Annotated in this window: 20 protein-coding genes and 1 tRNA gene; 15 read left to right on the top strand and 6 right to left on the bottom strand. The window is 65.3% G+C overall.

Features of this window, described 5'->3' with window-relative positions; all coding sequences use genetic code 11:
* The first annotated feature begins 311 nt into the window (after nucleotides 1–311).
* On the top strand, nucleotides 312–1,073 hold the full coding sequence (locus FHS31_RS15395; protein WP_167075167.1) for a SapC family protein: 762 nt from the start codon (nucleotides 312–314) through the stop codon (nucleotides 1,071–1,073).
* 209 nt (nucleotides 1,074–1,282) lie between these two features.
* Here the strand turns inward: FHS31_RS15395 and FHS31_RS15400 are convergent, their stop codons facing one another.
* A complete protein-coding gene (locus FHS31_RS15400; protein WP_167075169.1) occupies nucleotides 1,283–2,101 on the bottom strand; it encodes an N-formylglutamate amidohydrolase in 819 nt (272 codons plus the stop codon).
* Between the two features lie 124 nt (nucleotides 2,102–2,225).
* On the opposite strand from FHS31_RS15400, the gene cpdR reads away from it, so the two are divergent.
* Both cpdR and FHS31_RS15410 read left to right on the top strand, forming a co-directional pair.
* Nucleotides 2,226–2,600, top strand: a complete 375-nt coding sequence (cpdR, locus tag FHS31_RS15405) for a cell cycle two-component system response regulator CpdR (protein WP_167075304.1) — start codon at nucleotides 2,226–2,228, stop codon at nucleotides 2,598–2,600.
* Nucleotides 2,601–2,742: 142 nt separating this feature from the next.
* Nucleotides 2,743–2,817, top strand: a tRNA-Val gene (locus tag FHS31_RS15410).
* Nucleotides 2,818–2,880: 63 nt separating this feature from the next.
* On the opposite strand, the gene FHS31_RS15415 is transcribed toward FHS31_RS15410, so the two are convergent.
* Complete coding sequence (locus FHS31_RS15415) at nucleotides 2,881–4,287, bottom strand: helix-turn-helix domain-containing protein (RefSeq protein ID WP_167075171.1); 1,407 nt, start codon at nucleotides 4,285–4,287, stop codon at nucleotides 2,881–2,883.
* A 122-nt stretch (nucleotides 4,288–4,409) separates the two neighbouring features.
* Here FHS31_RS15415 and FHS31_RS15420 point away from each other — a divergent pair, with 122 nt between their 5' ends.
* Genes FHS31_RS15420 through FHS31_RS15430 form a run of 3 tightly spaced genes read left to right on the top strand, consistent with a single transcriptional unit; the run spans nucleotide 4,410 to nucleotide 8,343 of the window.
* Nucleotides 4,410–6,002 carry an isocitrate lyase gene (locus FHS31_RS15420; RefSeq protein ID WP_167075173.1) on the top strand — a complete coding sequence of 531 codons (1,593 nt, stop codon included), beginning with the start codon at nucleotides 4,410–4,412 and terminating at the stop codon, nucleotides 6,000–6,002.
* Nucleotides 6,003–6,029: 27 nt separating this feature from the next.
* Nucleotides 6,030–6,200 carry a hypothetical protein gene (locus FHS31_RS15425; protein WP_167075175.1) on the top strand — a complete coding sequence of 57 codons (171 nt, stop codon included), beginning with the start codon at nucleotides 6,030–6,032 and terminating at the stop codon, nucleotides 6,198–6,200.
* Between the two features lie 16 nt (nucleotides 6,201–6,216).
* Entirely contained in the window at nucleotides 6,217–8,343 is a 2,127-nt protein-coding gene (locus FHS31_RS15430) for a malate synthase G (protein ID WP_167075177.1), read from the top strand.
* 3 nt (nucleotides 8,344–8,346) lie between these two features.
* On the opposite strand, the gene FHS31_RS15435 is transcribed toward FHS31_RS15430, so the two are convergent.
* On the bottom strand, nucleotides 8,347–9,489 hold the full coding sequence (locus tag FHS31_RS15435) for an aminotransferase (protein ID WP_167075179.1): 1,143 nt from the start codon (nucleotides 9,487–9,489) through the stop codon (nucleotides 8,347–8,349).
* A gap of 82 nt (nucleotides 9,490–9,571) precedes the next feature.
* Between FHS31_RS15435 and FHS31_RS15440 the strand changes: the two genes are divergently transcribed.
* Nucleotides 9,572–10,504, top strand: a complete 933-nt coding sequence (locus FHS31_RS15440) for an alpha/beta fold hydrolase (protein ID WP_167075181.1) — start codon at nucleotides 9,572–9,574, stop codon at nucleotides 10,502–10,504.
* A gap of 51 nt (nucleotides 10,505–10,555) precedes the next feature.
* On the opposite strand, the gene FHS31_RS15445 is transcribed toward FHS31_RS15440, so the two are convergent.
* Both FHS31_RS15445 and FHS31_RS15450 read right to left on the bottom strand, forming a co-directional pair.
* A complete protein-coding gene (locus tag FHS31_RS15445) occupies nucleotides 10,556–11,128 on the bottom strand; it encodes a cytochrome b (protein ID WP_167075183.1) in 573 nt (190 codons plus the stop codon).
* A gap of 4 nt (nucleotides 11,129–11,132) precedes the next feature.
* On the bottom strand, nucleotides 11,133–11,732 hold the full coding sequence (locus FHS31_RS15450; protein WP_167075185.1) for a YceI family protein: 600 nt from the start codon (nucleotides 11,730–11,732) through the stop codon (nucleotides 11,133–11,135).
* Between the two features lie 192 nt (nucleotides 11,733–11,924).
* Between FHS31_RS15450 and FHS31_RS15455 the strand changes: the two genes are divergently transcribed.
* The 8 genes from FHS31_RS15455 (at nucleotide 11,925) to FHS31_RS15490 (ending at nucleotide 22,044) form a co-directional block, all read left to right on the top strand.
* Nucleotides 11,925–12,116, top strand: a complete 192-nt coding sequence (locus tag FHS31_RS15455) for a Thivi_2564 family membrane protein (protein WP_167075187.1) — start codon at nucleotides 11,925–11,927, stop codon at nucleotides 12,114–12,116.
* Between the two features lie 19 nt (nucleotides 12,117–12,135).
* Nucleotides 12,136–13,185: a GTPase ObgE gene (gene obgE / locus FHS31_RS15460; RefSeq protein ID WP_167075189.1), complete on the top strand. Its 1,050-nt coding sequence runs from the start codon at nucleotides 12,136–12,138 to the stop codon at nucleotides 13,183–13,185.
* Nucleotides 13,186–13,256: 71 nt separating this feature from the next.
* Nucleotides 13,257–14,396: a glutamate 5-kinase gene (proB, locus tag FHS31_RS15465; RefSeq protein WP_167075191.1), complete on the top strand. Its 1,140-nt coding sequence runs from the start codon at nucleotides 13,257–13,259 to the stop codon at nucleotides 14,394–14,396.
* A gap of 109 nt (nucleotides 14,397–14,505) precedes the next feature.
* Complete coding sequence (locus tag FHS31_RS15470) at nucleotides 14,506–15,414, top strand: NAD-dependent epimerase/dehydratase family protein (protein WP_167075193.1); 909 nt, start codon at nucleotides 14,506–14,508, stop codon at nucleotides 15,412–15,414.
* A 61-nt stretch (nucleotides 15,415–15,475) separates the two neighbouring features.
* Nucleotides 15,476–15,724, top strand: coding sequence for an acyl carrier protein (locus FHS31_RS15475; protein WP_167075195.1), 249 nt, complete (start codon nucleotides 15,476–15,478; stop codon nucleotides 15,722–15,724).
* Complete coding sequence (gene spt / locus FHS31_RS15480; RefSeq protein WP_167075197.1) at nucleotides 15,721–16,980, top strand: serine palmitoyltransferase; 1,260 nt, start codon at nucleotides 15,721–15,723, stop codon at nucleotides 16,978–16,980. The genes FHS31_RS15475 and spt overlap by 4 nt, the downstream gene beginning before the upstream one ends.
* 178 nt (nucleotides 16,981–17,158) lie before the next feature.
* A complete protein-coding gene (locus FHS31_RS15485) occupies nucleotides 17,159–19,150 on the top strand; it encodes an ATP-binding protein (protein WP_167075199.1) in 1,992 nt (663 codons plus the stop codon).
* A 65-nt stretch (nucleotides 19,151–19,215) separates the two neighbouring features.
* Entirely contained in the window at nucleotides 19,216–22,044 is a 2,829-nt protein-coding gene (locus tag FHS31_RS15490) for a M16 family metallopeptidase (protein ID WP_167075201.1), read from the top strand.
* Here FHS31_RS15490 and FHS31_RS15495 read toward each other — a convergent pair.
* Nucleotides 22,041–22,442, bottom strand: coding sequence for a DUF1489 family protein (locus tag FHS31_RS15495; protein ID WP_167075203.1), 402 nt, complete (start codon nucleotides 22,440–22,442; stop codon nucleotides 22,041–22,043). The genes FHS31_RS15490 and FHS31_RS15495 overlap by 4 nt on opposite strands.
* Between the last annotated feature and the right edge of the window lie 18 nt (nucleotides 22,443–22,460).

A 22,460-nucleotide genomic window follows, 5' to 3' on the forward strand; every position in this document is an offset into this window, starting at 1 on the left:
CGCGACTCCTCCGAACCACAATGATGACACCGCATCAACGCCTCCCATCAGAACGCCGCATCATCGCACGTCAATACAAAGTGAACAATGCCCCTGCAAGGGGAGGTGGCAGCCCTTAGGGCTGACGGAGGGGTGTCACCCTCTCGATAGCGCGACACCCCTCCGACGCGCTTCGCGCGCCACCTCCCCTTCCAGGGGAGGATTTGGAGCTGTTACCGCCCGACGCTTGTCTAAGGGCGCGCGAGACAATAGACGCTGCGGCCAACAAGGTGGCCGCCGGTTTCGCCATCGAACCTCCAGGAGCTTCACGCATGGCGAGCGCGCCGCAGAACAATCCCCTGCCCATTCTCTACAAGGAACTCACGCCCCTCTCCACGCAGGAGCATGGCGGCTGGAAGGCGCATCAGGCGCCCGATTGGGGGATCATCAAGGGCCACCATGCCTTCCCGATCACGGTCGAGGAATTCATCATGGCGAGCCAGCGCCACCCGATCGTCTTCACGGACGATGACGTGCCGCTCGCTCTGTTCGGCCTCAACGAGGGCGTCAACGTCTTCATCGATGACGCGAACCAGATGATCAACGAGCCCTATCTGCCCGCCTATGTCCGCCGCTATCCGTTCATGCTCGTCCAGGTGCAGCCAAACAGCGAGGAGCTGACGCTCTGCTTCGATCCGCAGTCCAACCTGATCGGCGATTTCGAGGATGGCGTGCCCCTGATCGAAAATGGCGAGGCGACGCAGCCGCTGAAGGACACCTTGGCCTTCTGCGAGAGCTTCCAGAACTCGGTCGGCCAGACCGGCCAGTTTATGGGGGAGCTCAAGGAGCTCGGCCTGCTGATGGATGGCGAGATCAAGATCGATCAACCGGGCGAGCCGCAGCCGTTCATCTATCGCGGTTTCAAGATTGTCGATGAGGCCAAGCTAAAGGATCTGCGCGGCGATCAGCTGCGCAAGATGATGCAGAACGGGATGCTGCCCCTGCTCCACGCGCACCTCTTTTCGCTGACGCACATACCGGTGCTGTTCAATCGCCAATATACCAGCGGAGCCATGCCCAAAGCCGATGGCTAAGGCAGGCGCGCCGCGCTATGCGGCGAGATCGTTTCGGATAAGTATCGGAAAGCCGGGATTTTTTGTGAGGGGTTGAAACCCTTTCCCCCAACGCTTAGTTATGTGTTGGCCCCACCGTGTTTCCCCCCTTTCACGGTCGGGCCAGGCGCGCTCCGGCGCGCCCCTCCCTGAACCTTGGCCACTCCGTGCATAGCACGGGGTGGCTTCTTTTATTCGGCGGCATCCAGCAGAGGGGGACGCTCCGCGGCGGCGATTGCCGCCCGGCACAGCGCGGCGAAGTGCTGTGCGATTGCGGAAATGCCCGCGTTCGGTTCGCGCAGACCCTGCCTCAGATAGAGGCTGCGGTCCCATTCCAGCTGCAGCGCGTCGCAGCGCCTTTCCGGTATCCCATGATGCTCTATCGTATAGGCGCCGGCATAAGGCGCGTTGCGCGAGACGCTAAGACTGCGCGCCTGCGCTGCGGCGGCTACGGCATCGATGATCATGCGGTCCGCACTGCGGCCGTGGCGATCGCCGATGACCAGCGCCGCCCCTGCCCCCGGCCCTCGACGGATCGGCGGCATCGAATGGCAATCGATCAGCAGCGCGAACCCGTGCAGCGCCCGCGCTTCAGCCAAAGCGGCGGCGATCGCCGCATGATAAGGGCGGTGAACAACGGCCACACGCGCCGCCCGCGCGTCTGCGTCCGGCGGCGTTCGCCACAAAAGCTGGCCGCCGAGCCGCGTCGGGATCAGGCCGAGGCCGCCGCGGGCATGGCGCCCCTCGCCATCGTCCACAGGCGCGCGATTGAGATCGATCCAGGCGCGCGCACACTGCGCGACGATCGCTACCGCGCCCTCCCCCACCGCCGCGCCGATCAGCAGATCGGCGTGGCGATCCTCCAATTCCTCGATCACGCGCTGCGGCACCGCGCGCGCGGCGGCGATCTCTTCGGGATAGAAGCGTCCCGCATGGGGCACAGAAATCACCAGCGGCGTCTGCGCATAAGCCGGCCCACGGCGGAGCGGAGCGAAGAGATCGCGCGTCATTTCCCCGGCTAAGCGCCGAAATCGCGTGCTGGCAAGCCGGGCCGTTAGACTTTGGTTAGGATTTCTTAACGGTTTCGGGCATAGTGTTGGGGACCGCACCCTATGGAGAGGCATGGGCGCCCTTATGATCCGCATTTTGCTGGCCGAAGACGATGATTCGATGCGGACCTATCTCGCGCGGGCGCTCGAGAAGCAGGGCTACGGCGTCGTCGCCGTCGATCGCGGCACCACCGCGCTCAAGCAGCTCGAACATGAGAGCTTCGATCTGCTCCTCACCGATATCGTCATGCCCGAGCTGGACGGCATCGAACTGGCGCAGCGCGCCGCTGCGCTCGATCCAGCGCTGCGCGTGATGTTCATCACCGGCTTCGCGGCGGTCGCGCTGGAGAATGGCGCGATGCTGCAGCAGGCGAAGGTCCTCTCCAAGCCCTTCCACCTGCGCGATCTGGTCAGCGAAGTGGATCGCATGTTTGAGATGAACAGCGTCGCGGGCGGCTGAGGTCGGTTCAACCCTCTCCGTTCGTGTCGAGCGAAGTCGAGACACGTCCCTCGACTTCGCTCGGGACAAACGGAAGGGCTTATAGAAATAGGTATTCCTGCGCTTGCGCGGGGCGAACCCCTCCGCTAGTGGCGCTGCCTTCGGGCGTGTAGCTCAGTGGTAGAGCACTGTGTTGACATCGCAGGGGTCGCAAGTTCAATCCTTGCCACGCCCACCAGATTAACCCCGTCAGGTCAGTGACTTGGCGGGGTTTTTCATGAGCTCGGCAGGTCAGTCGCGCCTATACGATCCTGAACGGATAGGCGCTGGCATTACGCCGCAAGGAGCTGGGCTCGACCGCCCGGGTCACTGGCGGCGCGGCGCGATCGGGGCAGGCCACCCGTTCGCATAAGCGGCAACCCGGGCCGATCGTCGTCACGCCGGTCTGATCGATCCCTTTCGACACGGCAATCCGTGCGGCATGGCGTGCATCGCAGCCGAGCGCGATGACCAGCGGGCCGCCTTCGCGGGGCACGCCGGGGCTGGTTACGGCCCGAAGCAAGGTGAAGCTGCGCGCACCGTCGGGCATTTCCACCCATTGCGCGATGGTACGATCGTGTCGGGCCTCCGCCAGGCGCCAGCGCGGACAATCCTGACCGGCGCGCGCGATGGCGCCGCCTTCGGCACCGGCCAGACGTTTTGAGACGTTGCCGGCGCGATCGACGCGCAGCAGGAAGAAAGGGATGCCGCGTGCGCCGCTGCGATCGAGCGTCGTCAACCGCTGCGCCGCCTGCTCGTAGGAAACGCCGAAGCGCGCGGCCAGCAGATCGAAATCATAGCCGCTCGCCTCGGCGCCGCTCTGGAAGCGGGCATAAGGCATCAGCAGCGCCGCCGCCGCATAATTGCCAAGCGCGATCTTGAGCAAGCCGCGGCTTTCGTCGTCGGGCGCCTCGCTGCGCTCGATGGCCTCCTCGATCGGCTCGCGCAGTCCGGTCGTGGCGACCTGATAGGCGACCGCGAAGGCGCGGCTCGCGGCGGGCAGGCGTTCGGAGATCATCAGCCGGCGGCGGTGAAAGTCATAATGGCGCAGGCCATCGCCCAGTACATCTGCGGGTACGATCAGGACCGTGATCCCGAACCGCGCGTGGAGCAGCGCGCGCAGACCCTCGGCGCGCATCGTCGGATCATCGGGAAGGTCCGCGCCCAAGGCCTCGGCAGCGCTCTCGATCCCGGCGAAATGGTTGCGGCGGGCGGCGAGGTGGGTGCCCAGCCAATCGATCGGCGCGGCCGAGACGCGCATGCCCGCAAGCTGATCGAGCAATTCTGGCCCCCGGCGCAGATCGCCGAGCGCGCCGTGCAGCCGGACGAGCGCTTCGACCACACCGGGGTAATTCTCGCCGAGCTCCAATATCTCCGTGCGGCTGATCTGGAGATCGTGCACCAGCGGATCGCTCAGCGCCTCCTGGAGCGCGGCATTGCCATCCGCGCCGGTAACCCCGGAGACGAAATCGCGGAGATCGACATCATAGGTATCGGCGAGGCGAAGCAGCATCTGCGCGGTCAGCGGGCGCTGGTTGCGTTCGAGATGGTTGAGATAGGAAGGCGAGATGCCAAGCTCGGAGGCCATCTGCGTCTGGTTGATGCCCAGTTCGCGGCGCAGGATGCGCAAGCGCGGTCCGAGATAGAGCTTTCGATCGGGAGACGGCATCTTGAGAGATTGTCACATCATGACAGTTTGCACAAATCATATTGTGACTAAGCGACTGTCTCCGTCCTAGCGCCGCGCGCCGTTTATCCCGACGGAAGCTCCGTTGCTTACGGAGATATCGAATGCCCTATCAGAATATGGTCACAGCCGCCGAGGAGATGATCCGGAGCCAAGGTGACAGCTGGCGGAGCATCGAAGGCGAATCAGTGGCGCGAATGCAGCTCCAGAACCGCTTCCACACCGGGCTCGATATCGCGCGCTATACCGCGAAGATCATGCGCGAGGATATGGCGGCTTACGACGCGGATTCCGCGAACTACACCCAGTCGCTCGGCTGCTGGCACGGCTTCATCGCCCAGCAGAAGATCATCTCGATCAAGAAGCATTTCGGATCGACCAAGGGCAAATATCTCTATCTCTCGGGCTGGATGGTCGCCGCGCTGCGCTCCGAATTCGGGCCGCTGCCCGATCAGTCCATGCACGAGAAGACCAGCGTCCCGGCGCTGATCGAGGAGATCTATACTTTCCTGAAACAGGCGGACGCGCGCGAACTGGGCATGATCTTCCGCGATCTGGATAAAGCGCGGAGCAGCGGCGATACCGCCCGCGAACGCTTCTTGCTGAACGCGATCGATACCTATCAGACGCATGTCGTGCCGATCATCGCCGATATCGATGCCGGCTTCGGCAACGCCGAGGCGACCTATCTGCTCGCCAGGAAGATGATCGAGGCCGGCGCCTGCGCGCTGCAGATCGAGAACCAGGTTTCCGACGAGAAGCAGTGCGGTCACCAGGACGGCAAGGTCACCGTGCCGCACGAGGACTTCCTCGCGAAGATCCGCGCCTGCCGGTACGCCTTCCTGGAGCTGGGCGTGCCCGACGGTATCATCGTCGCGCGCACCGATTCGCTCGGCGCCGGTCTCACCAAGCAGATCGCTTATTCGGCCCAAGCCGGCGACATTGGCGACCAGTATAATTCCTTCCTCGATTGCGAGGAGGTCACGGATCTTTCGGCGCTGCGGGGCGATGTCGTCATCGAGCGCGACGGCAAGCTGATGCGCCCGAAGCGACTGCCGTCGAACCTGTTCCAGTTCAAGGCCGGCACGGGCGCCGATCGCTGCGTGCTCGATTGCATCGTCAGCCTTCAGAATGGTGCCGACCTGCTGTGGATCGAGACCGAGAAGCCGCACATCGAGCAGATCGCATCGATGGTCGATCGCATCCGCGCGGTGATTCCGAACGCCAAGCTGGTCTATAACAACAGCCCCAGCTTCAACTGGACGCTCAACTTCCGCCAGCAGGTGTTCGATGCCTGGGCCGAGGCGGGGAAGGACGTGTCAGGCTACGAGCGCGGCGCGCTGATGAGCGTGATCTACGATACCACGCCGCTGGCGGCGGAGGCCGACGATCGCATCCGCACGTTCCAGAAGGATGCGGCGGCGCGCGCGGGCATCTTCCACCATCTGATCACGCTGCCGACCTATCACACGGCGGCGCTCAGCACCGACAGCCTGGCCAAGGACTATTTCGGTGAGGCCGGCATGCTCGGCTATGTCGCAGGCGTGCAGCGCAAGGAAATCCGCGAGGGCATCGCCTGCGTGAAGCATCAGAATATGTCGGGCTCCGACATCGGCGACGATCACAAGGAATATTTCGCCGGGGAAGCCGCGCTCAAGGCCGGCGGCGCGCACAACACCATGAACCAGTTCGCCTGACCGTAACGTCCAGAAGGAGTCGAAACGATGGAGACTGCCACCATGTCACCCGAACCCGCCCGCGCCCGCCCGGTCTTCTCGACCGAGGATACCGAGCTGCTCAAGACCGCGGTGCTTGCCTATCTCAAGCAGAACCAGGAATCGCCGGAATCGATCAAGTATAGCAATCTCTACCACCGTCTCGGCCGGCTCGGCTGAGCACACAGGAATACTGATGACCTCTTATGTCGATCGTGCGGGGCTGTCCGTCGCCGCCGAGCTTGCTGCCTTTATCGAAGACAGTGCGCTGCCGGGGACGGGCCTCGCTGTTGATGCATTTTGGATCGGAGCGGCGGATATCTTCGCCCGCTTCGCGCCGGAAAATGCTGCCTTGCTCGCCAAGCGCGATCGGCTGCAGGTGGCGATCGACGAGTGGCATCAGGCGCGCGTCGGCAAGCCGATCGATGCGGAGGCCTATCAGGCTTTCCTGCGTGAGATCGGCTATCTCGTCGAAGAGCCCGAGCCCTTTCAGATCAATTCGTCGGGCATCGATGCGGAGATCGCCACGCTGGCGGGGCCGCAGCTCGTCGTCCCCATCCTCAACGCGCGCTTCCTGCTCAATGCGGCCAACGCGCGCTGGGGCAGCCTTTACGATGCGCTTTACGGCACGGACGCCATCCCAGGCATCGCGACCGGCCCGGGCTATGACGCCGCCCGCGGCGCGCAGGTGATCGCCTGGGCGAAGGACTTTCTAGATAAGGCCGTGCCGCTTGCGGACGGCAAATGGGCCGATTGGGGCGGCGGCACGCCCCATCTGGCCGATCCCGGGCAACTGCTGGCGCAAGACGAAAACCGACTGCTGTTCCGGCACAATGGTCTGCATATCGAAGTGGTGATCGATCGCAGCCATCCGATCGGCAGGGACGATCCGGCGGGCATCGCCGACGTCATCCTCGAATCCGCGCTGACCGCAATCTGCGATCTCGAGGACTCGATCGCGGCGGTCGATGCCGAGGATAAGGTGGCGGCCTACGCCAACTGGCTCGGCCTGATGCGGGGCGATCTGGAAGCGAGCTTCGCCAAAGGCGGCAAGACACTCTCGCGCAAGCTCGATGGCGATCGCCGGTACAACGGCCTGAATGGCGAGGAGATCGTGCTGCCCGGCCGCAGTCTTTTGCTTGTGCGCAATGTCGGCCATCTGATGACCACCCCCGCCTTGCGCTTGCCGGATGGCCGCGAGGCGCCGGAGGGCAGCGAGGCGCCGGAGGGCATCCTCGACGGCATCGTCACCAGCCTCTGCGCAATGCACGATCTCAAGGGGCTGGGCCAGTTCCGGAACAGCCGCGCGGGATCGATCTATATCGTCAAACCCAAGATGCATGGCCCCGAGGAAGCGGCCGTCACCGATCGGCTGTTCGACGCGATCGAGGATCTGCTCGGCCTCTCCCGCCACACGATCAAGGTCGGCGTGATGGATGAGGAGCGGCGCACCTCGGCCAATCTCGCCGCGACGATCCATGCGGTGCGGAACCGCCTCATGTTCATCAACACGGGCTTCCTCGATCGCACGGGCGATGAAATCCACACCTCGATGCGCGCCGGGCCGATGGTCCGCAAGGCGGAGATGAAGGCGAGCGACTGGATCGCGGCCTATGAGGATCGCAACGTCCAGATCGGGCTGGCCTGCGGGCTTTCGGGTCGGGCGCAGATCGGCAAGGGCATGTGGGCCGCGCCCGATCGCATGGCCGACATGCTCGCGCAGAAGATCGGTCATCCGATGAGCGGCGCCAACACCGCCTGGGTGCCCTCCCCCACCGCCGCCACACTGCACGCGACGCACTACCATCAGGTCGACGTCTTCGATCGGCAGAAGACGCGTGCTGCCGAGCCGATCGCGCCGCTCGCAAAGCTGCTGACCGTGCCGCTCGCCCACGGACATAATTGGTCCGAGGAGGAGGTGCGCGAGGAGCTGGCGAACAATGCGCAGGGCATCCTCGGTTATGTGGTGCGCTGGGTCGATCAGGGCATCGGCTGTTCAAAGGTGCCCGATATCCACGACGTCGGCCTGATGGAGGATCGCGCGACGCTGCGGATCTCCTCCCAGCATATCGCCAACTGGCTGCTGCACGGGATCGCCGATGACGCGCAGGTGGATGAGGCGTTCGGCACCATGGCCGCTAAGGTGGACGCGCAGAATGCTGGCGACCCTGCCTATCGCCCGATGGCCGACGCCGGTGCCGACAGCCTTGCCTACCGAGCGGCGCGCGCCTTGGTGTTCGAGGGGATCGAGCAGCCAAACGGCTATACCGAACCGCTGCTCCACGCCTTCCGCCAGCGCCTCAAGGCGGAGCTGGTGGACTGACTTTTACCTGAGCGTCGCCAAGCGGCGCACCGCTTCGACCAGCACCTCATCGCGCTTAGCGAAGCACAGCCGCACGATCCGCCGTTCGCTTTCGCCGCCGTAAAAAGCCGACACCGGGATCGCCGCGACACCCGCCTGCTCGACCGCACGCAGGCAAAAGGCGCGATCATCGTCGGCGAAGCCTGACGCGGGCAGGTCGACACACAGGAAGTAGGTTGCGTCGCTGGCCAATGTGACAAAGCCCTGATCGGCCAAAAGGGACGCCAGCAGATCGCGCGAATGCTGATAGCCCGCGCGCATCTCCTCAAACCAGCGCATCGGTTTGCCGAGGCCATAAGCGACGGCAGTCTGTAATGCGGGCGGCGTGGTGAAGGTCAGGAACTGATGCGCGCGGGCGATCGGTTCGAGCAGATCGGGCGCCGCCATGACGAAGCCGACCTTCCAGCCAGTCATCGAGAAGATCTTGCCCGCGGACCCGATCTTGATCGCCAACTCCGCCATCCCCGGCTCGGCGATCAGGGGATAGTGATTGCGGCCGTCGAAGCGGACATGCTCCCACACCTCGTCGCAAATCGCGATAGTTCCGATCCGGCGGCAGGCGGCCGCGAGGAGCGCGACTTCCGCATGGGTGAAGGCCCTCCCAGCCGGGTTGAGTGGATCGTTGAAGATCACGGCCTTGGGCGGCCGGGCGAAGGCCGCGTCGACCGCTTCCACCTCGATCCGCCAATCGGGCGGCGACAGGGTGAGCGTGCGCACCATGCCGCCGGCGCGCTCGATCAGCGGCCGATAGGCGTCATAGGCGGGCTCGATGATCAGCACCTCGTCGCCGGGCGAGACGATGGCCAGGATCGCCGCCGCCAGTGCCTCGGTCGCGCCCGAGGTGACGAGCACCTGATCGGACGTAAGCGTCAGGCCCTGATGCTCGGCATAATGGCGCGCCACCGCCTCGCGCAGCGCGGGCAAACCCATCATCGGCGGATATTGGTTCGGCCCCTCGATCAGAGCGCGCGCAGCCTCCTGCCGGACATCGGCGGGGCCATCGCCATCGGGGAAACCCTGGCCGAGATTGATCGCCCCCCGCGCCCGCGCCAGCGCCGACATTTCCTCGAACACCGTCGCGCGCATGGCGGCATAAATCGGATTCATCAGGCTTCCTCCTGCGCGGCCGGGGTTCCACCGCTCTTGTACGGGAAGTAGAGGCCGGACCAGCGTCAAAATGGAGCATGAAATGACCATGGCAGACCCCGCCGCGATGATGGCCGCAATCGCCGAGCGCCGGTCCGCGCTGATCGCGCAATGTCCGGCGCCCCCGCCGACGCCGTCGGCCGAAGAACTTCGCGCCAACCCGATCAGGATCATCGAAGTCGGCACCAGCGGACCCAGCGCGATCTTCATCCACGGCGGTGTTCAGGGCGGGCTCGGCGGCGGCCCGGGGACTTTTGATCGTCAGCGCGTGCTGGCCGAGAAAGGCTGGCGGCTGCGCCTGATCGAACGGCCCGGCTTCGGCCAGAGCCCATCCCGCGGCGTCGACGATATGGAGGCGGAAGCCGAGTGGATCGCCGAGATGCTGGGTGAAGGATCGCACTTGATCGGCCATAGCTGGGGCGGCGCCGATGCTTTGCTGGCCGCCGCGCGCCGCCCCGCGGCGGTGCAATCGCTGACCTTGATCGAGCCCGCGCTGTTCCCGATCGTGATGTCCGATCCCGAACTGCGGGCCGATCCGGAGATGCAAATGGTGGGAGGGCGGATGGCGGGCCTCGTGCTCCAATCCGAGACCCCCGCCGATTATGCGATCGCCTTTAAGCGCACGGTGATGGGGCTGCCCGATGATCCGGGAATCCAGGATCGCATCGCCGGCCTGGAAGCGCATCGGGAGGCGGCGGAGCGTCTCGGCTGCGCCCTCCTGCTCGGCAAGATGGCCTCGCCCGAGGCGATGCGTGCGGCGGCGGACACGGTCGCAGCGCACAAAATCCCGGTGCTGGTGATCAGCGGCGGCTGGAGCGCTTTTTTCGATCAGGTCGGAGAGGTGGTCGCGCGGTTCACCAACGGCAGGTTCGAAACCGTGCGTGCGCGCAACCACATGGTGCAGCTGGCCAATCCCGAGGCGTTCAATAGGCTCTTGAACGGCTTCATGCGCGATGCGGACAGCGCTGTTTCCTGATACACCACATCGATCCCATTACCGGCCGCCAAGCCGCCGATCGCTACCAGGCTAAGGCAGCATCCGCCGGAGCACACCGTCCCGCTGGATGAATTGATGCTTCAGCGCGGCGGCGATGTGGATCAGGATTAGCGCGCCAAAGATATAGGCCAGCACCAGATGCGTCGTGCCGATGCCATGGTCGATCGCCGTCCGCGTGCCGATCGGCTGATCGTGGACGAAGCCGAGGTGCGGCAGCGGCACCGTCTTGAACAGCAAGGTCGGGATGTTCAGCGGGCTCGCCGATACGACGATCCAGCCGGTGAACGGCAGGACGATCATCAGCGCATAAAAGGTCCAATGCGTGACCGACGCCGCAGTCCGCTCCCATGCCTGCATGGTCGCCGGAAAGGGCGGTGCCTTGTGGGTGAGTCGCCAGAGCAGGCGCAGCACACTCAGCGCCAGCACGGTGATGCCGATCGATTTATGCAGCTGGAAGATGCTGAACTTGCTCATGCCCGTCGCCCAATGATCCATCGACCAGCCAAGATAGAGATTGAACAGGATCAGCAGCGCGATCAGCCAATGGAAAGCTATCGCCACCAGCGAATAGCGGCGGGATGGCGTGGGATCGCGGGCGATCATCGGATTACATGCGCTTCGCGGCGAGGGACACCCGGAGATTCACGGCGAAGGGGATCGAATCCGCCCCGGCGAACTGGCCCTGGCCGACACCGAAGACATGCCGATCGATCATCGTATTGCCCTCCATCCGCGCCTGATCGCCCTGGATCTTCAGCATGAAGGCTAACGCGAGCGGGCGCGTGACACCGCGCATCGTCAGCGTGCCGATCGCCTGATAGCGGCCGCCGCCGAGATCCTTGAAGGTCTTGGCGGCGAAGGTCGCCACACCGAACTTGCCCGCCGCGAACCAATCATCGCCAGGCAGCGCCTCGTCACGCTCGGACGAGCCGGTGCGCGCCGACGTCATATCGACTTTCACCAGCACCGAGGAAGCTGGGAGATTCTGGGGATCGAACCGGATGTCGGCGCGCCAACGCTGAAATTGTCCGGTGAATGCCTCGCCGCCCATGCTGCTCTGAAAGGTCAGGCGCGATGCCGCCATATTGACCGCCCAGCCCGGCGCCGGCGCCGCCTGCGCCGCGGCCGGAAGCATCGCGCCCGCGAAAATGATCGGCCCCATCGCGGCGAGGCCGATACCGACAGCCTTGATCAGGAAGCTCTTCATGGTCTCTCTCCAAGGTCTACCGGTACGAAGCATGTGCTCCATCGACCGCTGTCTCTCATGCGCATTCAAATAGGCAAAGGCTTTCACGCTGGCCAGCGCGATAACGGCAATTCGCGCATATCGTTGGCGAGGCGGAACGGATCGGGCGGCTCGCGCGCTACACGCCCAACACACATCTGTTGGAGCTTATCCATGTCGCTACTGAGTCTGATCGTGGTGCTGATCGTCGTCGGCGTGCTGCTGTGGCTGGTCAACAATTACATCCCGATGGATGGCAAGATCAAAAGCATCCTCAATGCCGTCGTCGTCATCCTGGTGATCCTGTGGCTGCTGCAGGTGTTCGGGCTGCTGGGCACGATCGGCGGGATTCGCGTCGGCGGCTGAGGCGCTCTAAGGGGCGCGGATGCATTTCCTCGACCAAGCCAAGATCTTCATCCGCTCGGGCGCCGGGGGGCCGGGCGCGGTCTCGTTCCGGCGCGAGAAGTTCATGGAATATGGCGGTCCTGACGGCGGCAACGGCGGCAAGGGTGGCGACATCATCTTCGAGGCGGTTGCTGGCCTCAATACGCTGATCGATTTCCGCTATACGCAGCACTTCCGCGCGCCGCGCGGCAGCGGTGGCGCGGGGCAAAACCGCACGGGCGCCGGCGGTGACGATCTGATCATCAAGGTGCCGGTCGGCACGCAGATCCTGGCCGATACCGAGGAACGCGAAGTGCTCGCTGATCTGACCACGGTCGGCGAACGGCGCGTGTTCCTGCGCGGCGGTGACGGCGGGCGCGGTAACGCCAGCTACAAGACCTCGACCAACCGCGCGCCCCGCCAGCATGGCCAGGGCTGGCCTAACGAGGAAGCCTGGGTATGGCTGCGGCTCAAGCTGCTGGCCGATGCCGGCTTGGTCGGATTGCCCAACGCTGGCAAATCCACCTTCATCAACGCCGTCACCAACGCGCAGGCGAAAGTCGGCGCTTATGCTTTTACGACCCTGCGGCCCCAGCTCGGGGTCGTGCGTCACAAGGGGCTGGAGTTCGTCGTCGCGGACATTCCGGGCCTAATCGAGGGCGCGGCGGAAGGCGCGGGCGTCGGCGATCGCTTCCTTGGCCATATCGAGCGCTGCCGCGTGCTGCTCCATCTGGTCGATGCGAACGACGCGGATGTGGCGGAGAGTTACCGCATCGTCCGCGACGAACTCGATGCCTATGGCGCCGGCCTGATCGACAAACCCGCGATCGTCGCGCTCAACAAGATCGATACGCTGGACGACGAACTCATCGCCGCGCTCTCCGCCGAGTTGGAAGAGGCAAGCGGCGCTCCGGTGATCCCGCTCTCGGGCGTCAGCGGCGTCGGCGTCGACTGGGTGCTCGATAAATTGCTGGAGGCGATCGGTCCGGAAGGCGCCGCCGTTGCCGACGATGATGAAGGCGAGGACGCGATCGAATGGTCGCCGATTTGAGTCTTGGCCGGGACCTGATGGTCCTTTCTTCCAGCCTTCGTTTCGGCCGCAGCCTCCTCTAAGGGAGCGGCATGACGATCGCCGCGTATTTCTCGCCCGCCAACGCCAAGCGCCTGATCGTCAAGATCGGATCGGCGTTGCTCGTCGATGCTAAGGGCGCGATACGGCGCGATTGGCTGGCAGGCGTGGTGGCCGATATCGCGGCGCGGGCGCGGGCGGGGCAGCAGGTGGCGATCGTCTCCTCGGGCGCGATCGCGCTCGGCGCGCGGCGGCTGGGGCTGCCGAAAGGCGGGCGCGCGAGTCTTGAGGATGCGCAGGCGGCCGCCGCGACCGGGCAGATCGGATTGAGCCATGCTTGGGCGGAACTGCTCGGCGCGCAGGGGCTGACGGCGGCGCAGATCCTGGTGACGCTCGACGATCTCGAGGACAGGCGGCGCTATCTCAACGCCGCCGCCACGCTGGATCGCCTGCTGGCGCTCGGCGTAGTGCCGATCATCAACGAGAATGATTCGGTCGCTACCGAAGAGATCCGTTTCGGCGACAATGATCGCCTCGCCGCGCGCATCGGCCAGGCGGCGCGGGCTGACGGCGTGATTCTGCTTTCCGATGTGGATGGTCTCTACACCGCCAATCCCAGCGTCGATCCCAACGCAACTCTCATCCCTGAGATACGCTCGATCGACGCGAGGATCATGGCGATGGCGGACGGCGGCTCGGCCTCCGGCATGGGATCGGGCGGCATGATCTCCAAGCTGCAGGCGGCGAAAATCGCGGTGGGATCGGGCATCCACCTCGCCATCGTATCGGGCAAACGCGACGATCCGCTGGCGGCGTTCGAGGCGGATGGCCGCGGCACCCTATTCTTGGGCGGCGATCGCAAAAGCGCGGGCGGCGGTGCGCGCAAGGCGTGGATCGCCGGTCGTCTGACCGCGCGCGGGCGGATCAAGGTCGATGCGGGCGCGGCCGAAGCGTTGCGCGCCGGACGTAGCCTGCTCGCGGCGGGTGCGACCGAGGTGACGGGCACGTTCGCGCGGGGCGATGTCGTCGAGATCATCGATGGCGCGGGCGCGGTGCTGGCGCGTGGGCTCGCGGAATATGACGCCGCCGATGCCGCCAGGATCGCCGGCCATCGCAGCGCGGCCCATGCCGAACTACTCGGCTATGCGCCGCGATCGGCGCTGGTGCATCGCGATCATTTGGTGCTGGCGTGACATCTCCCTCAAATCCGTTTGTCCCAAGCGTAGTCAAGGGACGTGCCAAGGGCGGTGAGAGCGAACGTCTCTCGACTGCGCTCGACACAAACGGTGGGGGAAAGCGCGCATGAAGCTGGCCGTGACCGGCGGGACCGGATTCGTCGGCGGCCATCTGCTCGATCTGGCGATCGCGCGCGGACACACGCTGCGCGCACTCACGCGGCGGCCGCAGCCTGCCCGCGACGGCATCGTGTGGATCGAAGGCGCGCTTGATCGGCCCGAGAGCCTCGCGTGGCTATGCGAGGGCACGGACGCGGTGATCCATATCGCGGGCGTGATCAACGGCGATCGGGAGGCATTTCACAGCGGCAACGTCAACGGCACGGAGAATATGGTCGCCGCCGCAGAACCCGCGGGGGTTAAACGCTTCGTTCACGTCTCCTCGCTTGCGGCACGGGAGCCGCAGCTCTCGGTCTATGGCTGGTCAAAATGCCAGTCCGAGGCGCCGGTACGCGGCTTTCTGGGCAATTGGACGATCATCCGCCCTCCCGCCATTTATGGCCCCGGCGACCGGGAAATCCTCGGGATCTTCCGGGCGGCGCGCTTCGGCGTCCTCCCCCTGCCACCCGCCGGCCACTTGTCTTTGCTCCACGTCGACGATCTCTGCCGCCTGCTGCTCGACTGTATCTACGCCCCCGAAAGCCACGGCAAAAGCTACGAACCCGATGATGGCGTACCCGGTGGCTGGGAGTATCGCGCCTTCGCCCGCGCGATCGGCGAGGCGATCGGTCGCAGGGTGCTGCCCCTGCCGTTGCCGAAGGCGTTGCTCGGTGTCGGCGCGGGTATCGATCGGCTGCTTCGTGGCCAGAAGGCCCAGCTCACCCCCGATCGTGTGGCTTACTTCTGCCATCCCGATTGGACGGCGCATGCCGAGAGGCAACCGCCGGCATCGCTCTGGCAGGCCCAAATCGATAGCCGCACCGGCCTGACCCAAACCGCCGCCTGGTATCGCGCGCAGGGCTGGCTCGGTCGCTAAAGCGACACACGCCTGCCGCAATCGCTTGGCAAGCGGCGGGCTCCCTCCGTATGAGTTGATGATGAGCAATCGCAACGACGTTTTCGCCCAGGTGGCCGAGCAGATCGAACCCTTCAACAAGAAGGGCGCGGCGCTTTCCGACGCGACGACCTTCGCAGGCGATCTCGAATGGGACAGCTTGACCGTGATGGATTTCGTCGCAGCGATCGAGGACGAGTTCGATATCCTGATCACGATGAACATGCAGGCCGAGATCGAGACCGTCGGCCAGCTCGTCGATACCGTGCAGAAACTGCAGGCGACGCGATGAGCGAGGCGATCGATACACCCGAGGCCGTTGCCGCCACCGATCGCGTTGAGGGTCACACCTCTGATCTCCTCGCCAAGTTCAGGCCGCTGATCGCCGAGCGCGAAGCGCTGCTCGCTACCGGCGTGCGCGATCCCTTTTCAATCGTGATGACCGAGGTGAAGAGCCCGACCTTGGCGGTGATCCAGGGCAAGGATACGATCCTGCTCGGCACCTACAATTATATGGGCATGACCTTCGATCCGGACGTGATCGCAGCAGGCAAGCAGGCGCTCGACGATTTCGGTTCGGGGACCACCGGCAGCCGCGTACTGAACGGCACCTACAATCCGCACAAGGATTGCGAGCAGGCGTTGAAGGAGTTTTACGGTACCAAGTCGGCGATCGTTTTCTCCACCGGCTATCAAGCCAATCTTGGCGTGATCTCCACGCTGGCCGGCAAGGGCGATTACATCATTCTCGATGCCGACAGCCATGCGTCGATCTACGACGGCTGCTGGCTTGGCAATGCCGAGATCGTGCGCTTCCGGCACAATTCGGTCGAGGATCTCGATAAGCGCCTCGGTCGCCTGCCCAAGGACGCGGGCAAGCTGGTCGTTCTCGAAGGCGTCTATTCGATGTTCGGCGATGTCGCGCCGCTGCCCGAGATGGTCGCCGTCGCCAAGAAGCACGGCGCGATGATCCTCTGCGACGAGGCGCACGGCATGGGCTTCTTCGGCCCCAACGGCCGCGGCGTCTATGAAGAGATGGGCGTCGAGGACGATATCGACTTCGTCATCGGCACCTTCTCGAAATCGGTCGGCACCGTCGGCGGCTTCTGCGTTTCGAACCACCCGGATTTCGAGGTGCTGCGCCTCGTCTGCCGGCCCTATATCTTCACCGCTTCGCTGCCGCCGAGCGTGGTGGCCACCGCCGCGACATCGATCCGCAAGCTGATGCACGCGGGCGACAAGCGCGCGCATCTCTGGAAGAACAGCAAGCGGCTCCACCAGGGCTTGCGCGATCTTGGCTACACGATCGCCACCGAGACTGCGCAATCGGCGATCATCGCGGTGATGCTGCCCGATCAGGAGCGCGCCGTGGCGCTATGGCAGGCGCTGCTGGAAGGCGGCGTCTACGTCAACCTCGCCCGGCCGCCCGCGACCCCTGCCGGCACCTACCTGCTGCGCTGCTCGCTCTGTGCGGAGCATTCGGATGAGCGAGTGGGGCAGATCCTCGGCATTTTCGAGGCGGCGGGCAAAGCGGTCGGGGCGATCTAATCCTTCTTTAGCCCTCTCCCCTTATGGGAGAGGGGTTCCCGCATTCGATAGCGTAGAGCTCGGCTGGCGCCATCGCACACCCCTCTCCCCAGCCCTCTCCCACAAGGAGAGAGGGAGGGTGCACCGCTCTCAGCATCATTGCTTTTCTGTTAACCATCTTCGGCGTAAACTGCCGCCAATGGGTGACGAAGGCGTAAACCCTCAAGGCGGCGTCACACTCGGCTATCGCCTGCTCGCCGCGGTTTTCGGCGTGATCACGGCTGTTCTGCTGGCTGTGCTGATCATCCTCGTCCAGCAATCCAATCACGAACGCGATTTGGCGCTCGCGCAGAAACAGCACAGTTTCGACGTGATGATGCTGACCAGCGAGCTGGATGGTGCGCTCGCGCGCAGCGAGGCAGCGCTGAGCCGGTTCATCACTGATGGGGACGCCAAGGGCAACGGCGCGCAATATCTTGATCAGTGGCGCCGCGCGGGTCGCGATCTCGATACGCTGGCCGATCTCACCGCCGACAATCCGGTTCAGTTCGCGCGCGTCGGAGCACTGCAGCGCCTCTATCTGACGCGCGAGCAGGAGCTCGGCAAATCGGCGACGCTTGCCAATTACAAGCGCGGCTGGGCTGCGCTGTCGCTCTTCTCGCGCGCGGGCCGATCGCAGACGCTGCCCCAAATCGCCAAGCTGATCCACATGATCCAGGATACCGAGCGCAGTCTGCTCGATGAGCGATCGGCGGCGGCGGCGGCACGGGTCCATCGTTCCAACCTGTTGGCCTGGTGGCTTTCGGCGGTAGGTGCGAGCTTCGCGCTGGCGATGATCGCCACCGGCTGGGCGGCGATGATCGCCTGGGGCCAGGAACGGCGCGCCCGCGATGATGCCGATGTCGAGATATTGCGCACCCAGGCGCTGGAAAATGCGGTTGCCGCGCGGACGCAGGAGCTCAGCGAAGCCAACCGCATGCTCACCGAGGAAGCCGCGACCCGCGCCGAGGCCGAAGCCAAACTCCGCCAGATCCAGAAGATGGAGGCGGTCGGCCAGCTGACCGGCGGCATCGCGCACGACTTCAACAATATGCTTGCGGTGGTGCTGGGCGGGCTCGAGCTGGCGCGCAACCGCGTGACGGAACAGGCTGCCGAGGCCAATCGCCATATCGAGAATGCGATGGAGGGCGCCAACCGCGCCGCCGCGCTGACGCGCCGCTTGCTCTCCTTCGCGCGCACCGAGCCGCTGCTGCCGAGCGCGGTCGATCCCGATGCGCTGATTCGCGGCATGAACGATCTGATCGACCGCACGATCGGCGAGCGGATCGCCGTGAAGATCGTCGGCGGCCCGGACATCTGGCCCGTATGGATCGATCCCTATCAGCTCGAAAACGCCATCCTCAACCTCTGCGTCAATGCGCGCGATGCGATGGCCGGCGCGGGCGTGATGACCATGAAGGCCGTCAACCGCACGATCCGGACGGGCGAAATCAACCTGCTGCCCGCAGGCGACTATGTCGAAATCGCCGTGGAAGATGATGGCGCGGGCATGAGCCCCGAGGTTTTGGAGCGCGTGTTTGAGCCTTTCTTCACCACCAAGCCGGTGGGCGAGGGCACGGGCCTCGGCCTAAGCCAGATCTTCGGCTTCGCGCGGCAGAGCCATGGCGATGTCATCATCCGGTCGACGCTGGGCGTCGGTACAATCGTATCGCTGTTTCTGCCACGCCATCGTGGCGAGGCGACGGCGCTGCCCGCGCCCGATCCAACGCCTCTGCCCGCGCCGAAGGCAGCGGCTTCCGCGCTGACCATCCTTCTGGTCGAGGACGACGTCCGCGTCCGCGCTGCCTCCGCCGATGCCCTGGGCGAACTCGGCTACCATCCCCTACCCTGCGCCAGCGCCGAAGAGGCGATCGCCCTGCTCGATACGCGCAGCGATATCGGCCTGCTGATGACCGACGTGGTGATGCCGGGCATGACGGGGCCCGAGCTGGTCGCCGCCATCCGCCCGCGCCTGCCCGAGCTGCCTGTGCTGTTCGTGACCGGCTATGTCGGCGAGGCGGGAGAGGCCGAGATGTTCGAGGGCCACGAGGTGCTGCGCAAGCCCTACACGCTGGCCCGGCTGGCCAGCGCCGTCACTGCCGCGATGGCGCGGGTCGAAGCCGTTCGGGATCAGAAGCAAGAAGCGGCGTAATCACCGAGCCAAGCGGCGATGACGCGCATTGCCCGTTAACCATCGGCGTGGCAGGCGTTGGTGCGATGAAAATCCTCTCGCCCCTGATCATCCTCGCACTGACGGCGCTGCCGCAAGCCGCGCTCGCCAAGGCCAAGCGGCCCGGTGTCTGGGCGCAGACCTATACCGATCGCCCCGCCGATCCTTCGATCCGCTTCGGCCAGCTGCCCAACGGGCTGCGCTATGCGATCCGCAAGAATGCCACGCCGGCCAGTGAGATTTCGCTGCGCCTCTACATCGGATCGGGCTCGCTGGATGAGCCCAAGGGCAGCGAAGGTCTCGCTCACTTCCTCGAACATATCGCGTTTCGCGGCAGCGCCAATGTCGCTGATGGCGAAGCGATGCGCATCCTGGCGCGACAAGGCCTGGCGGTCGGTGCCGACGCCAATGCCGGCACCACGCCCGAATCGACGGTTTTCTCGTTCGATTTCCCACAGGGCGGCAAGCCCGCGATCGATACCGGGCTGATGCTGTTTCGCGAGATCGCGGGCAAGCTGACGATCAGCGACAAGAGCGTCGATGCCGAACGCGGCGTAATCCTCTCTGAGGAGCGGTTGCGCGATGCACCCGGCTTCCACGCGGCCAAGGCGGCGATCGGCTTCATGCTGCAGGGCCAGCTCGGTGCGGATCGCCTGCCGATCGGCCATACCGACGTCATCCGCCACGCCACCGCCGCGCAGCTCCGTGCCTTTTATGAGGCATGGTATCGACCGGAGAATGCCGCGATCGTCGCGGTCGGCGATTTCGATCCGGATATCGTCGAAACGCAGATCAAAGCGCTGTTCGCCGATTGGCAGGGCAAGGGCACCCCACCGCAGCCTCCCGTGCTCGGTCCGCCGGCGCGTCGCGGCGAGGAAGTGCGGCTGTTCAGTGAGCCGGGGGCGCCCACATCAGCGCAGATCAATTGGGTCCGTCCTTTCGACGATCGCGCCGATACGCCGGATCGCGAGCGCGAGGATTATGACGGCCAGGTCGCGCAGGTCGTGCTCAACCAGCGATTGCAGGATATCGCCCGCCGTGCCGGCGCGCCGTTCCTGGGCGCGGCCTTGGGCCAGAACAATACGCTCGATTCGGCCAACATCACGACGCTGGCGATCAACCCGCTGCCGGATGCGCCCGTGCCATCGATCCGCGCCGCGATCGACGAGCAGCAACGCGCGCTCCGCTTCGGCATCTCGCAGACCGAACTCTCGCGCGCGCTTCAGACGATCAGCACGACGATGGCGAATGCGGCGGCAAGCGCGAACAGCCGGCCAAGCCCGGCGATCGCCACCACGATCGTCCGCGATATCGCCACCAATGAGGTGACGCGCAGCCCCGAACAGAATCAGGCCGATATCCAGGAATGGAACCGCTTCCTATCGCTGCGCAACGTCAACAATGCCCTCAAGCGCAGTTTCTCGGGCTCGGGTCCGCTGATCTTCTTCTCGAGCGCGCAGCCGTTGACGGGGGGCGAGGCCGCGCTGCGATCGGCCTATGACGATGCCGGCAAGGGGCTTGCGGCGCCCGCCGCCGCCGCGGACCTGCCCGGCTGGCCCTACACCAATTTCGGCACGCCCGGCCGCGTCGTGCAGAAGCGTGAGATCGCCGATCTTGGCGTCACCGTCGTTACCTTCGCGAACGGGGTCGTGCTCGGCATCAAGCCGCAGAAAATGACGGCGAACGAAGCGTGGGTCAACACCAGTTTCGGCGCGGGCCGGCTCGGTCTGCCGCCCGAAAAGGCGCAAAGCTATTGGATGGTGGGCCTGCCGCCGATCCTGATCGAAGGCGGCACGGGGAAGCTTGCCGCCGGCGAGATGCAGCGCGTGCTGACCGGCAAGAGCGTCAACGTCGGCCTCGCGCTGGGCGACGACATTTTCGCGCTGCAGGGCAAGACTGTGACGCGCGACCTGCTCACCGAACTGCAGCTGCAGGCGGCCTATCTCACCGATCCCGGCTTCCGCCCCGAATCGGTGACGCGAGCGCAGATCGCGGTCGGCCAGATGATCGCGCAGATCGATTCGACCCCGACTGGCGTCGCCAAGCGCGACATCGCGCTGCTGATGCACAATGGCGATCCGCGCTGGGCGCCGCTCCCCACCGCGGCCCAGCTTGCGCAAAGCCGCCCCCAGGATCTGATCGCGCTGATCGATACCGCGCTGGGCAGCGCGCTGCAGGTGGTGATCGTCGGCGATGTCACGGTCGATCAGGCGATCGACGCGGTAGCGGCGACGCTCGGCGCGCTGCCGCCCCGGACACCGCGCGTGGACCCCCAACCGCGCGACATCCGCCCGCCGGCCCCGAACATGGTGCCCAAGCGGCTGGATCATAGCGGCCGCGCCGATCAGGCGGTCGCCTTCGAGACGTGGCCGACCGATGGCTATTTCGCCAATCCGCAGGAAGCGCTGGCGCTGATGGTGACGGCGGACGTGATCAAATCGCGGCTGTTCGATCAGCTGCGGGAAGCCGAGGGCGCGACCTACTCGCCCGAAGTCAGCGCCCCCTCCTCCAACGTCCTGCCGCACTTCGGCTCGGTCGAGGCCCAGGTTGAAGTCGCGCCGGAAAAGACGGCGGCTGTGTTCACCCTGCTCGATTCGATCACCGCCGATCTGCGCGCCAAGCCGCTTTCGGCCGATGAGCTCGATCGCGCCAAGCAGCCGCTGATCGACAAGCGCAAACGCGATCTGCAGGGCAACAGCTTCTGGACCGGGATCGTCTCACTGGCTCTGCGCGATCCGCGCGCCCTCGATGCCGCGCGGACGATGGTTTCGGGGCTGGAGAAGGTAAGCGCCGCCGATGTCCAGCGCGTCTCGGCCAAATATCTCCTGCCCAATCGCGCGATCCGTGTGGTCGTGAAGGCCAAGGGTGCGCCTTAAAGCAGACCGAGCGCGGCCAACTCGCTCGCCATCGGCGCAGGCATGGCGGCGAGGTCTTCGTCCGCCGCATCGAAGTCGGTAGGCGCGTCATCGCCGGGCAAGTAGCGCCAGCCCTGATGCGCACGCTTGGGACGCGGGCGGACCGGTACGACATCGGCGGCGAGCAGAATGCGACAGCGCCCGTCCACCTCGGCGAAGCCCAAAATCTCCTGCCGCGCCACCCATTGGTGGCGGATGATCCAGAATAACGATCCGCCGATCAGCTCGGTATGGCGGGTCGGGCGATAGCGCGTCTCGATCCAGGTCGCGCCATCCACCGCACGCGCTCGATGCCGCTCGCGCAGCACATCGATGTCATCGCAGCCGAAGGCGAGGCGCGAGAGATTGAGCGGGTGCATGCCTGCGATGTGGGCGCT

This window comes from Sphingomonas vulcanisoli, from assembly GCF_011761305.1.
GTDB lineage: Bacteria > Pseudomonadota > Alphaproteobacteria > Sphingomonadales > Sphingomonadaceae > Sphingomonas_I > Sphingomonas_I vulcanisoli.